Below are 12,147 nucleotides of genomic sequence, written 5' to 3'. Positions count from 1 at the left end.
CAACGTCGCCTTCGAGCGGGAGGAGTCCGCACTCGGGCTGCCGTGCCCACAGCGGCCTTCGAACCGGGCCGCCGCACCACTGCCGCGTCGATCTCCGTGACCGTTCCGATCGGGCGGTTCCGGCCCGAGACGCACAGCACGACCGTGCGCGCAGCGACCGCATTGGGATCCGCCCTCGCCCGCGGCGGCTGACCGCCGGACCGCGCCGGCCGCCCCTCATCGTCGAGCAGAGTCCCATCTCACTACGCTGAGCCCATGAGCCATGCCCGTGACGACAACAGTACGCCGGCATCGCCCGATCCTGACCCCAACACCGACCGCAACACCCCCTCGCGCAACCAGGGCTCGAAGACGCTCGCTCGCGGACTGCGAGCCCTGGAGCTCGTGGCCGAGGCGGAGACCGGGATGACCATGCAGGACGTCGCCGACGAACTCGGCGTCCACCGGACCATCGCATACCGGATGCTGTCGACCCTGGAGGACTTCAGGCTGGTCGCCAAGGACCACACCGGGCGCTACCACGCAGCTGCAGGACTATTCGCTCTGGCACACCGAGTGCAGCGCGGGTTGCGCGAGGCTGTCGAGCCTCATCTAAGAGCGCTGGCGCGCGAACTCCAGTCGACCGTCTCGCTCATCGCCGTCGAGGGCGATGAGGCAGTCGCGATCAGCGTCGTCGAACCTCCCAACGCCGTTTATCACATCAGCTTCCGCACCGGCAGCCGCCACCCGCTCGACCGCGGAGCTGCGGGACATGCCCTACGTGCCGCGATGCCACCCGTCGACGGAGAGCCGAGCGTCGTGTCCGCGGCCCGCAGGCAGGGTTTCGCGCGAACGATGGGCGAAGTCGAACCCGGCGCGTACGGCGTCGCAGTCCCGTTGCCCCCGATCCCCGGCGTTCCGCCGGCTTGCCTCAATCTGATCACCTACCGAGCAGACCTCGCCGACAGCGCGGTTCCCCTGCTGTTGGCCACCGTCCGCGTCGTCAACGCGGAACTTTCCTGAACCAGGTCACACCCACAGCTTTGATGCACACAAATCGTCATGCCGCGACATCACAAATGAAGCACACGGCACGCCTTTTCGGCTGGCACGTCAAATACGGATATGCCGGCTAAACAAGCCTTTTTCGTCGTCGACTCGAAGCTGCGGCTACCCTGACCGAAGGCCGCGAGATGGAAAAGGCTCGCTGTTTGTCGGATCGACTTTCGCGGTCCACTCCAGTGATCTCCCAGTGCACGTTTCGCCGGCTGCGCCACCCGGGGAGTCCTCGTTACATTCCGCATTGCGAATGTCATTGTCGCCCTTCCCCTCGGCCGCCGCTTCGCGATGTACCCGTGGGCGCTGGAAGCGCGGACTGACCCGCCGGCGGGCGGCACGATGTCGTACAGCACCCGGTCCAGCTGACGGTCGCCACCGAGGTAAGCCCCAGGCACCGCTACCGAGCCTGAACACCTCACCTATGGGGTCATCCGCCCATCGGATTCCTTTGATGCCATAGGGCGCTGCTCCGTTAAGTCGCGGGACGATCTCGATCCGTGCGCCACATTGGCGGCGCTCCGCATCAGCCCGACACGGTCCACACTCGGCATCCCCAACCCGGCGCCGGCACGGCAGCCCGCCATGCGCTCGACGGTCGAACGCCCGGGCATCCACGGCGCCACCCGAACACCGGTGCCACGCCAGGCGCAAGACCGTCCTCGACGGCCACGACCTGGCCCGCGCCACCCACACACCTTGACAACAGTGACCCCAATCACCGACCATGCGCTCACCATTTTACACACCTGTGTGCGATATCTACACAAGGAGGCGGCATGGGCGGCGACCACGGTGGGGCGACACAGTCGAGCCCCGGGAACACGAGCGAGCTTCGTCGGGTGATCCTGGCCAGCTACCTGGGCAGCGCCGTGGAGTACTACGACTTCCTGCTCTACGTGACGGCGGCCAGCCTGATCTTCAACGACCTGTTCTTCAGCCAGCTCTCCTCGACCATGGGGACGATCGCCTCCCTGGGAACGCTGGCCGTCGGCTACGCCGCGCGTCCGCTGGGAGCGTTAATCTTCGGCCACTTCGGTGATCGGATCGGGCGCAAGTCAGTACTCATCGTCACGCTCCTCACGATGGGGATCTCGACCGCGCTGATCGGGGTACTGCCCACCAGCGAGCAGGTCGGGGCGCTTGCTCCCGCGCTACTGATCACGCTGCGCATCTTCCAGGGGATCTCAGTGGGAGGCGAGTGGGGCGGCGCGGCGCTGATGACCTTCGAGCACGCCCCCGCGCACCGGCGCGGGTTCGCGTCGAGCTTCGCCGGTGCCGGCGGGCCGACCGGAACGGCACTGGCAGCCGGAATGCTTGCCCTGTTCTCCCTGCTTCCCGATGAGCAGTTCGACACCTGGGGATGGCGAGTGCCGTTCCTCTTCAGCGCCGTTATGGTCGGGATCGGCATGTGGGCGCGTCTGCGTGTCTCGGAGTCGCCGCTGTTCGTCGAGGAGAAGATCCGGCAGCAGCAGTCCGAGGAGGAGGTCGCCCCGCCGATCTGGCGGGTGCTCCGCTCCCCCATCGGCCTGCTCTCCGCATTCTTCGCGCTGCTGGCGCCGTTCACCTTCAACAGCCTGGCCGGCTCCTTCGCACTCACCTACTCGAAGGAGAACGGACTGCACGTGTCATCAGTTCTCAGCATCCAGGTGGTCGGCGCGGTGGTCTGCGTCGTCTGCGAGATCGCTTCCGGCACTCTCTCCGACCGCTACGGGAGGCGTGTGATCATGGGTTTCGGCATGCTCGCAGGAGCCCTCCTGACCTACCCATTCCTGCAGCTGATTGGCTCAGGCCACTACGCGCCGACGATGCTCGGCTTCGTGCTCGTGTACGGCCTGGTCATCGGGCCCATGTTCGGCGTGTGCCAGGCATTCGTCAGCGAGCAGTTCGACACCGGCTCCCGTTACACCGGGGCTTCGCTGGGCTACCAGGCCGCCTCAACACTCGGAGGCGGGTTCGTGCCGATCATCCTGGCGGCGCTCCACGACTCGCGGGGCGGTGGCCTGGGCCAGATCACGCTGTTCGTGATCGCGGTCGGATTTTTCGGCGTCGCGACACTGGTGGCCACGTCACGTCGTCGACGGATGCGCCCGCTCGCTCCCCCGCTGCCGGTACCAGCCACCTCGGTCCTGGCGGACTGACGCGGTGAGTCCATGGACGTCGAGGCATCTCCCGAAGCCGGCTCTCGGAGCCGGGCGATGACGCCACATCCGCCGACCGACGACCTCCGTGAGCTGGTGGCCAGGCTGGGGCGGCTGGAGGACGAACGCGCGATCTACCGCCTGATGTGCCGCTACGGCGAGGCTCTGGACTACGGATTGGACGACCAGTTGGTCGACCTGTTCACCCCGACCGCAACCTGGAGCCTGTGCCGAGGCGGGCAGGTCGTGAAGTCCGTCAGCGGAGCAGCTGCGCTGCGCAGCTGGTGCGCCGGCCATTCCCGCTCCCCGGCCGACGTCCACAAGCACGTGGTGACAAACGTGCGGATCGAGGTCCACGGAGACCGGGCGGCGGTGACCAGCTACTTCGCGAGGCTCGACGCCAACAGGGAACGACGGGCCTCCTTCGTCTACGAGATGGGGCGCTACCGAGACCGGGTCGTTCGTTGCGACGACGGTTCCTGGCGCTTCGACGAACGCATCGTCGAAGGAGAGGACAATCGTGAGCACCGTGTCAGCGGCTAGGCGGCCGACGGCCCAGGAGGACAGGTCTTACCGACCGGCCGTCTACCAAGATCTGGCTCATCGGACGGTGGTGGTGACCGGAGCGGCCCGGGGCATCGGAGCGGCGTACGCGCAAGCGCTGCTTGCCAACGGGGCGAGCGTCGTCGCCGGTGACCTGGACGAGGCCGCCATGGCCGAGACCGCGGCCCGGCTTTCCCCCAGCGCCGACCAGGGGGCAGCCATCGTCGCGATGGGGGTCGACGTCCGCGATCCGCAGGCGCACCGGCAGCTCGCGACCGCTGCGATCGACAGGTTCGGCCGGCTCGACGGGTGGATCAACAACGCTGGCGTCTACCGGACCGGTAGCGTTCTCGACTCGTCTACCGCCGAGGTCGGTCTGATGAACGAGGTTCATGTGCTCGGCGCGACACTAGGCGTCCAGGCAGCCGCCGTGGCCATGGGCGACGCCGGGGGCTCGATCGTGAACATGGCATCGATCGCCGCGTTCGTGGTGCGTCCCAACGGCAGCGCCTACGGCGCCTCGAAGGCGGCGGTCAAGCACCTGACGGAGTTCCAGGCCGTCGAGCTCGGCCCGCTGGGCATCCGCGTCAACGCGGTCGCCCCTGGCATGGTCAAAACCGACATGATCTCGTGGGTCACCCAGAACCCCGCGCTGCTGGAGGCAAGCCGCGGTTCGATACCGCTACGTCGCCTCGGCACCCCGGGCGAGATCGCCGACTGTGCGCTCTTCCTCCTCTCCGACGCGTCGCGGTTCATGACAGGCCACACCCTTGTCGTCGACGGGGGCGGCTGGCTGCGCTGAGCAGAGCACCGCACAGAGCACCGGCCTCGGCACGGCCAGGGACCGGCGCCACACGGTGCTCACCGAGGAGAACCACGTCCGATGACCCCGATCAACGCGTACACGTCCAGGAGAGCAGGCGGAGCGGCATGTTGACCATCACCGACGACAACGACATCGAGTACGACGGCGACGTCGACGTTCTCGTCGCCGGAAGCGGCGCCGGGGGCCTGTCGACCGCGGTCACCGCTGCCAGCGCCGGCCGCAGTGTGCTCGTCCTCGAGCGCGCCGACCGTCTCGGCGGCACGACCCGAAAGTCCGCGGCTGGCGTCTGGATCCCCAACAACCGGTTCCTTCAGGCCGCGGGTATCGAGGACGACCGTCTCTCCGCCCTGCGATATCTCGCCCGCATCGGCCGCCCCGCCCTCTACGATCCGGCCTCCCCGACTCTGGGACTTCCCGAGTGGGAGTACAACGGCCTGGCGGGCTTCTACGACTACGCCAACGAGGCGATTGAAGCGCTCGAGAAGTTGGATGCACTGCACCTCGCCCAGGCCACCAACGGCCTGTTCGACTACCTGGAGTATGTCGCCGAGAACAAGACGCCCCAGGGCAGAGGGCTTTACCAGGCGGACTCGATGGGGAGCGCCGAGGGAGGCCAGCTTCTGATCGACGGCTTCGTCGCCGCTGCTGCGCGGCTGGGCGTGGAGCTGCGCAGCGGGCACCGCGTCATCGACGTGATCGTCGACAGTCGACGGGTCGTCGGCGTGGTGGTCCAGACCGTCGACGGCGTCACCCTGCGTCTGCACGCTCGGCTCGGCATCGTGTTCGCGACCGGTGGGTTCACCCACAACCCAGACCTGCGCCTGCAGTTCCTTGACGGTCCCTACGTCGGCGGCTGCGCCGCGCCGACCAACACCGGCGACTTCGTCACCATCGCCTCCGAGCTGGGAGCAGAACTCGCCAACATGAGCCAGGGCTGGGCCGGTCCGATCGTCATCGAGCGTCTCCTCAAGGAGCCCGAGGATGTTTTCTGCTCGTTCTATACCCTTGGAGACAGCCTACTGACCGTCAATTGCTCAGGCGTGCGGGTCATGAACGAGAAGGCGCCATACAACGAGGCCGCCCGCGTCATGGCCGCGTGGAATCCGGCCACGCTTCGCTATGAGAACTTTCCGCTCATCACGATCTGGGACCAGCAGGTCGCCGACCGATGGCCCATCAACCGGCTCGGGAACCCTGTTCCCACCACGGAGGACGATCCCTACTGGGTCGTGTCGGGGTGCTCGGTCGCCGAGCTCGCCGAGAACATCGACACCCGGCTGGCCGAACTCGCCCCCCACGTGGGGCGGCGACGGCTCGACGCCGGGTTCGCGGCCAGCCTCGACCAGACGCTGCAGCGCTTCGGTGGCTTCGCCGACCGCGGCGTCGATGAGGACTTCCACCGCGGAGACACACGGTTCGAACGCTATGTAAGCGCCCGCTTTGGCGACGGCGACGGCCCCAACCCGCTGCTGCGCCGCCTGGACACCTCCGGCCCGCTCTACGCCACCATCGTCGGCCCAGGTCTGCTGGACACCAAGGGAGGGCCGCGAACCGATCTCCAGGGCCGGGTGCTCGGCAGCCGCGGAACGGCGATCGAGGGCCTGTTCGCCGTCGGCAACGCCGCGGCTGCCCCCTCTGGGCAGGGCTATCCGGGTGCGGGCGGCACCTTGGGCCCGATCATCACTTACGGCTATCTTGCCGGCCGCTTCCTGGGCTCGGCGGACATCGAGCCGCACGAGGCCGGCGTGCAATCGAAGCAAGCATGAATGCCCCTCGGCGTGCCGGCGACCGGCAGCCCCCTCCCGAGACCGTCATCGCGATCCACGACCTGAAGGCACACTACTTCTTCAACATCGACAACCACCGGTGGGCCGAGCTGCACGAGGTCTTCACCGAGGATGCCCGTTTCGAGGGCTTCACCTTCGCCGGTGAGGGCGCAGCCCTGTTCGTGGCCGGCGTCGCCGAGTTCCTCGACGGCACCCGCAGTGTGCACCACGGCTGCATGCCCAGCCTGCGAGCGCTTTCCGAGACGCGTGTCCGGGGTCGTTGGTCGATGCACGACTACGTCACCTGGCGACCGGGAACGCGGACGTTCCGCGGCGATTGTTCCCCGGACCTGGCCGGATTCCATGGCTACGGCTACTACGAGGAGGAATACCAGCGCGAGCCCACCGGCTGGCGTATCGCGTTCATGCGGCTGACTCGGCTGCGCATCGACCGCATCCACAGCGGGGAGCAGGACGAGAGCCTCAATGCGCTCCGACCAGACTTCGACTGGCTCCCGGAATGACAGTGCCGCGCCCCGGAAGCACGGTTGCCCCAGACGATCTCTTCCTCGGTACCCACCTCCGCGCCCTCGGCGAGCGGCGGCTCGCCGGCCTACGGCTGGAGCCCCATTGGCTCGCCGGCTACTAGGAGACGCCGCCGGCGGGCGGCGGACGCCGGCGGAGCCGGCTCGGCCCCGAGAGCCGCGAAGAGCCGGCTCGACTACGCGGGCGATCTGGGCGGTCGGCCTCTCCTTCCTCGTCATGGTCTCCTTCAGCGCGCTGCCGACACCGCTGTACGTCCTCTACCAGCGCCAGGAGGGGTTCAGCGCCTCGGTGCTGACCTGGATCTTCGCGGTGTACGCGGTCGGCGTCGCGGCCGCACTGTTTCTCGCCGGGCACCTCAGCGACCTCGTCGGCCGGGTACCCATGCTGCGATGGGCACTGCTCAGCGAGGTAGCGGCCACCATTCTGTTCCTGGTCTGGCCGCAGGTGCCGGGGCTGCTCCTTGCCCGAGTGCTCACCGGTCTCGGCGTCGGGATAGCCACGCCCACCGCGACCGCGTACATCGCCGAGCTACACGCGCGGTGCTCACGCCGCCCCGATCCGGGTAAGGCGGCGACGATCTCCAGTCTGGTGAATATGGGCGGCTTCGCCCTGGGGCCGTTGGTGAGCGGGACGCTCGGTCAGCTGGCGTCGAGACCGCTGGTGTTGCCCTTTGTCGTCTACCTGGTGCTGTTCGCCGCGGTCGCGGTCGGGACGTACTTCGTGCCCGAGACCGTGACACGCTCGGATCGCCGCGTCCGATATGCCCCCCAGCGCCTCAGCGTGCCCGGGGATCCCGCGCAGTTCGCGGCCGCCTGCCTCGGTGCCGCCGTTGCCTTCGCGACCAACGGACTCATGATGGCGCTCATCCCCACCATCCTGGAGGAAGCGATGGGGTGGACCTCGCGTCTAGCGGCCGGCGTCGTCCCGGCCGCGGCCTGTGTGTCTGCCGCCCTCGTGCCGCCGCTGGTCACAGCCCGAGCGCTGCCGCGGCACCAGGTCTGGACGACCCTGATCGGCACACCGGCCGGCTTGGCTTTGCTGGCCTACTCGGTCGCGTCGGGCGAGCCGCGCATCTTCCTCACGGCCGGGATAGTGGCGGGTGGCGCGGCCGGTGTGCTCTTCCGCGTCTCGATGGCGACAGCCGCGAGGCTGGCGCCCATCGAGCGCCGCGGAGAGGCCATGGCCACCGCGTTCCTCGCGGCCTACTGCGGGCTCTCGGTTCCCGTGCTGTTGGTGGGCTTCGCGCTCGAGTCGGCGTCGCTGGCCACCGTCATCGTCGGCTTCGCCGTTCTGGCCACGGTCGCGGTGGTATCGGCGGGCACGGCGATCCTGCGCACGCAGAGCGCGCTGTCAGGACGGCAGTGCCCACGGAACGTCGCCACAGGATCCTGACATCACGAACGTGGCGGTGTTGGCACGACCGACCCCGTACGTGCATATATTCATAACTTATGTGTAAATAAAGCATGGGAGAAAAGATGTCCCTGGCCAAGGAGTCCGCGTCTCGCGGGACCGAACTGCCGTCAGGCAGCTATGTGCACTATTACGAGGCTGGTGATCCCGCCGGTCCCCCCGTGGTCCTGCTGCACGGTTCGGGGCCCGGTGCGACCGGCTGGTCGAACTTCTCCGGCAACATCGGCGTGATCGCCGACGCCGGCTTCTATGTCCTCGCCCCGGACATGCCTGGCTGGGGCGACTCGGCGGCGGTGGCTACCAAGGAGATGGACCATGACGCCGACCTCGTCGGCTTCCTCGACGTTCTCGGACTGGAGAAGGTCGCGCTCGTCGGCAACTCCATGGGTGCCCACACCGCGATACGCTTCGCGACACTCCACCCCGGGCAGATCACCCACCTGGTCACCATGGGCGCCAGTCTCGGCAAAGGCCTCCCCGCGGGTCTGTTCGGCCCACAGGACGGGCCGAGCGAGGGGCTCAAGGTGCTCGTCAAGGCTTACCGGGACCCGAGTCCGGAGAACATGAAGGCCCTCGTCGAGATCATGACCTTCGACAAGGCCCGCTTCGCCACGCCCGCGCTGACGAAGGCCCGCTCGGAGGCGGCCGCGGCCCGACCCGACCACTTGCGGAACTATGTCGAGGGACTCGCGGACGGTGCGCCGATCCCCTTCAAGGTCGATCGTTCGCTCATCCCGAGCATCGCGGTGCCGACCCTCCTCATCCACGGCCGTGACGACCGCGTCCTGCACTTTGAGACGTCGCTGTGGCTGTGCGCAAACATCAGGAACTCCCGTCTCGTGCTCCTCAACCAGTGCGGCCACTGGGCGATGATCGAGCACGCCGACGAGTTCAACCATCTGGTCATCAACTTCCTGACCCACAACTGAGGAAACCGGCCATGAACATCCCGACTCTCGACACCGACGTCCTCGTCATCGGCGCCGGTCCCGTCGGCCTCACCCTCGCCAATCTGGTCGCCATCCGGGGAGGCAGGACGCTGGTCCTGGAGGCTCGCCAGGACCTCATCGACTATCCCCGCGCCGTCGGGCTGGACGACGAGGCGGTTCGCACCCTCGCCGCCGCCGATCTCTGGGAGGCGGTGGAGCAGTTCACCGTCCCCCACCATGTCGTTCGCCTCGTTAACGGCACGGGCCAGGTGCTCGCCACCAACGACCCGCAGACCCAAGAGTTCGGCTTCCCTCGCAAGCACGGGTTCAACCAGCCGGTCGTCGACGCCGAGCTCGCCAAGGGACTCGATCGCTTCGCCCACGCGGAGCTGCGTTTCGGCCACCGGGTCGTGGCTCTGGAAGACGTCGGCGACCGCGTGACCGTCACTGCTGAACAGATCGACGCTGAGAACTCCGTGACGGGAACCGTCACCTTGACCGCCCGTTACGTCGTCGGCTGCGAAGGTGGCTCCTCCTTCACTCGCAAGTGGATGGATGTGGAATTCGAGGGCAAGTCTCCCTCGACCCGCTGGGTGGTGGTCGACATCGAGAACGACCCGATCGGGGCACCCAACGTCTACCTCGGCGCCGACCCGAAACGCCCCTATGTCTCCATCGGCCTGCCGCAGGGCGTGCGCCGCTTCGAGTTCATGCTTCACGACGACGAGGACACTTCCCTGGTCGACGACCGCAAGTTCATGAACGCGCTGCTCGCGAGGTTCGTCCCCGAGCCGGCTCGCCTGCAGATCATCAATCAGCGCACCTTCACCCACCATGGCCGGGTCGCCAGGACCTTCCGCAAAGGAAACGTCTTCCTCGCCGGGGACGCCGCGCACCTGATGCCGGTCTGGCTCGGCCAGGGCTGGAACTCCGGGATGCGCGACGCGACCAACCTCGCGTGGAAGCTCACCGCCGTGCTGTCCGGGCAGGCCGACGACTCGCTGCTGGACACCTACACCGTTGAGCGCCACAAGCACGCCGCCGACATGATCGACGTCAACATGGCGGCTGGCTCCATCATGAAGATGAAGCCGCTCGGCGGATGGGTGCGCGACCGTGCCGCTTCGGCCCTCAACCTGGTGCCGCACTGGAAGTCCTACTTCACCGAACTCCGTTTCAAGCCCATGCCGCGCTACGCCGCAGGGGTCGTCGTCGACCAGGTCACCCTCACCCCCGGCAAGGCGGAGGCCAGCTTCAAGAACTCCAGCCTACTGCCCTTCGTCGACTCCGCCGGCTCGGTCTCACCGGTGGGCCTGCAGTTCATCCAGCCCCGTGTCAACACCGCGGACGCCACGAACGTCCTTCTCGATGACGTTACCGGCCGCTGGTGGGCCGTGGCGGCCTGGGGCACCAGCCCCACGACGTACCTCACACCAGCGGACCTCGAGTTCTGCGCCCGCCACGGAATCAGGCTGTTCTCCTTCATCCCGGAGACCCAGCGGGAGTGGGCCGCGAAGCAGTACGCCGACAGTCCGGCGCCCGTCACCGTCGTCGGCGACACCTCTGGTGCTCTCAAGCGCTGGTTCGACGTCCGCGCGTGTGGCGTGGTGATCCTGCGTCCCGACCATTTCGTCGCTGCGGCAACCTTCAACCAGCAGGTCTCCGCCGCACTGGCCGCCGTCCGGAAAGCAGGTTCCCTGCGATGACCCTCGCCCTTGTCACCATGTCCCACACTCCGCTGCTGGAGTTCATCGACCCAGCGCCGGAGGTCAAGGCTGAGGTCGACGCCGCGTTCGAGACCGCCCGCGACTTCGTCAAGGCGTTCGACCCGACCCTGGTCGTCTCGTTTGCGCCCGACCACTACAACGGCTTCTTCTACGACCTGATGCCGCCGTTCTGCATCGGCTACAAAGCACTCGGCGTCGGCGACTACAACACCACCGAAGGCCCGCTCAACGTGCCAACCCAGATCTCCGAGGAACTCGCCGACTGGGTCGCGGAACACGACCTCGACATCGCCATCTCCCGCAGGATGGAGGTCGACCACGGCGCGACCCAGCCGCTCGAGATCCTCTTCGGCCGCATCGACACCGTCCCCACCATCCCGATCTTCGTGAACGGCGTCGCCAAACCCTTCGTCAAGATGTCGCGTGTGCGCAAGCTGGGCGAGGCGATCGGCTTCTTCCTCGCCGGCCTCGAGGACGAGCGGGTCCTGCTACTCGGCTCAGGCGGGCTCTCCCACGACCCGCCCGTGCCGCAATGGGCGACGGCGACCGAGCCGCAGCGCGCGCTTCTGCTCAACGGTCGCCACCCCACCGTCGCAGCGCGCGACGCCCGCCAACGGCGAGTCATCGATGCTGCCCGCGACTTCGCCGCCGGCACCGCCACAATCCAGGACATCAACCCCGAGTGGGACCGGGCCCTGATAGCGACGCTGGCCAGCGGTGACCTGGCGCCGGTCGACACGATGGTGCCCGAGCGGATGGCACAGGACGCTGGCAACTCTGCCCACGAGGTGCGTACCTGGGTTGCGGCGTTCGCCGCCCTCGGCGCCGCTGGTCGCTACCAGGTCGAGTCCACCTACTACAGGCCCATCCGTGAATACATCGCCGGGTTCGGCGTCATGACCGCGCACGGCCGCTGAGGGAGCGTGCGCACGACATGGACGTCGGCCATCCGTGCGCCCAGCGCCCGGCGGCTGGCGGTTCCGCAGCGTCCGCAACGTCGCCGACCGGGCCAGCGCCAAAAGGAGACACGCCTTACAGCGTGATCGATGTCTTTTGGCCCCGAGCGGTCGAGCCGCCCAAGGTCGCCGTCGCAGAGCTGTTCGACATCCGAGCAGAAACGATCAACATCCTTCGCATCGGCCTTGCGGATCTTGAGGCCGGCGCACGGCTCGACGAGTGTCTCCACTCGCTACCTCCCACCAATGCGCCAGGCGGGACGTC

Annotated in this window: 10 protein-coding genes; all 10 read left to right on the top strand. The window is 67.6% G+C overall.

What is annotated here, in order from left to right; translation table 11 throughout:
• Nucleotides 1-255 precede the first annotated feature (255 nt).
• The 10 genes from FRANEAN1_RS14125 to FRANEAN1_RS14080 all read left to right on the top strand — a co-directional run bounded on the left by FRANEAN1_RS14125 (nucleotide 256) and on the right by FRANEAN1_RS14080 (nucleotide 11,843).
• Nucleotides 256-1,002, top strand: a complete 747-nt coding sequence (locus FRANEAN1_RS14125; RefSeq protein WP_020460475.1) for a helix-turn-helix domain-containing protein — start codon at nucleotides 256-258, stop codon at nucleotides 1,000-1,002.
• Nucleotides 1,003-1,814: 812 nt separating this feature from the next.
• A complete protein-coding gene (locus FRANEAN1_RS14120) occupies nucleotides 1,815-3,176 on the top strand; it encodes an MFS transporter (RefSeq protein WP_020460473.1) in 1,362 nt (453 codons plus the stop codon).
• A gap of 57 nt (nucleotides 3,177-3,233) precedes the next feature.
• Nucleotides 3,234-3,719 carry a nuclear transport factor 2 family protein gene (locus FRANEAN1_RS14115; protein WP_020460472.1) on the top strand — a complete coding sequence of 162 codons (486 nt, stop codon included), beginning with the start codon at nucleotides 3,234-3,236 and terminating at the stop codon, nucleotides 3,717-3,719.
• A complete protein-coding gene (locus FRANEAN1_RS14110; protein WP_020460471.1) occupies nucleotides 3,697-4,521 on the top strand; it encodes a glucose 1-dehydrogenase in 825 nt (274 codons plus the stop codon). Before FRANEAN1_RS14115 ends, FRANEAN1_RS14110 begins: the two co-directional genes overlap by 23 nt.
• 128 nt (nucleotides 4,522-4,649) lie before the next feature.
• A complete protein-coding gene (locus FRANEAN1_RS14105; protein ID WP_020460470.1) occupies nucleotides 4,650-6,311 on the top strand; it encodes an FAD-dependent oxidoreductase in 1,662 nt (553 codons plus the stop codon).
• Nucleotides 6,308-6,835 carry a nuclear transport factor 2 family protein gene (locus tag FRANEAN1_RS14100; protein ID WP_020460469.1) on the top strand — a complete coding sequence of 176 codons (528 nt, stop codon included), beginning with the start codon at nucleotides 6,308-6,310 and terminating at the stop codon, nucleotides 6,833-6,835. Before FRANEAN1_RS14105 ends, FRANEAN1_RS14100 begins: the two co-directional genes overlap by 4 nt.
• Nucleotides 6,798-8,249 carry an MFS transporter gene (locus tag FRANEAN1_RS14095; protein ID WP_083788224.1) on the top strand — a complete coding sequence of 484 codons (1,452 nt, stop codon included), beginning with the start codon at nucleotides 6,798-6,800 and terminating at the stop codon, nucleotides 8,247-8,249. The genes FRANEAN1_RS14100 and FRANEAN1_RS14095 overlap by 38 nt, the downstream gene beginning before the upstream one ends.
• 86 nt (nucleotides 8,250-8,335) lie before the next feature.
• Nucleotides 8,336-9,199, top strand: coding sequence for an alpha/beta hydrolase (locus FRANEAN1_RS14090; protein ID WP_020460467.1), 864 nt, complete (start codon nucleotides 8,336-8,338; stop codon nucleotides 9,197-9,199).
• An 11-nt stretch (nucleotides 9,200-9,210) separates the two neighbouring features.
• The gene (locus FRANEAN1_RS14085; protein ID WP_020460466.1) at nucleotides 9,211-10,905 is read left to right on the top strand and encodes a bifunctional 3-(3-hydroxy-phenyl)propionate/3-hydroxycinnamic acid hydroxylase; all 1,695 of its coding nucleotides are present in this window, start codon (nucleotides 9,211-9,213) and stop codon (nucleotides 10,903-10,905) included.
• Entirely contained in the window at nucleotides 10,902-11,843 is a 942-nt protein-coding gene (locus tag FRANEAN1_RS14080) for a 3-carboxyethylcatechol 2,3-dioxygenase (RefSeq protein ID WP_020460465.1), read from the top strand. Before FRANEAN1_RS14085 ends, FRANEAN1_RS14080 begins: the two co-directional genes overlap by 4 nt.
• The last annotated feature ends 304 nt before the right edge of the window (nucleotides 11,844-12,147 follow it).

It is taken from the genome of Parafrankia sp. EAN1pec, from assembly GCF_000018005.1.
Classification (GTDB): Bacteria; Actinomycetota; Actinomycetes; order Frankiales; family Frankiaceae; genus Parafrankia; species Parafrankia soli.
Note: the sequence above shows the minus strand (reverse complement) of the source record. Positions and strands in the feature narration are given on the sequence as shown.

Coding starts and splice junctions, on each gene's coding strand:
- FRANEAN1_RS14090 (WP_020460467.1), top strand. CDS start 8,336: ATGTCCCTGGCCAAGGAGTCCGCGTCTCGCGGGACCGAACTGCCGTCA.
- FRANEAN1_RS14125 (WP_020460475.1), top strand. CDS start 256: ATGAGCCATGCCCGTGACGACAACAGTACGCCGGCATCGCCCGATCCT.
- FRANEAN1_RS14120 (WP_020460473.1), top strand. CDS start 1,815: ATGGGCGGCGACCACGGTGGGGCGACACAGTCGAGCCCCGGGAACACG.
- FRANEAN1_RS14095 (WP_083788224.1), top strand. CDS start 6,798: ATGCGCTCCGACCAGACTTCGACTGGCTCCCGGAATGACAGTGCCGCG.
- FRANEAN1_RS14080 (WP_020460465.1), top strand. CDS start 10,902: ATGACCCTCGCCCTTGTCACCATGTCCCACACTCCGCTGCTGGAGTTC.
- FRANEAN1_RS14100 (WP_020460469.1), top strand. CDS start 6,308: ATGAATGCCCCTCGGCGTGCCGGCGACCGGCAGCCCCCTCCCGAGACC.
- FRANEAN1_RS14085 (WP_020460466.1), top strand. CDS start 9,211: ATGAACATCCCGACTCTCGACACCGACGTCCTCGTCATCGGCGCCGGT.
- FRANEAN1_RS14115 (WP_020460472.1), top strand. CDS start 3,234: ATGACGCCACATCCGCCGACCGACGACCTCCGTGAGCTGGTGGCCAGG.
- FRANEAN1_RS14105 (WP_020460470.1), top strand. CDS start 4,650: ATGTTGACCATCACCGACGACAACGACATCGAGTACGACGGCGACGTC.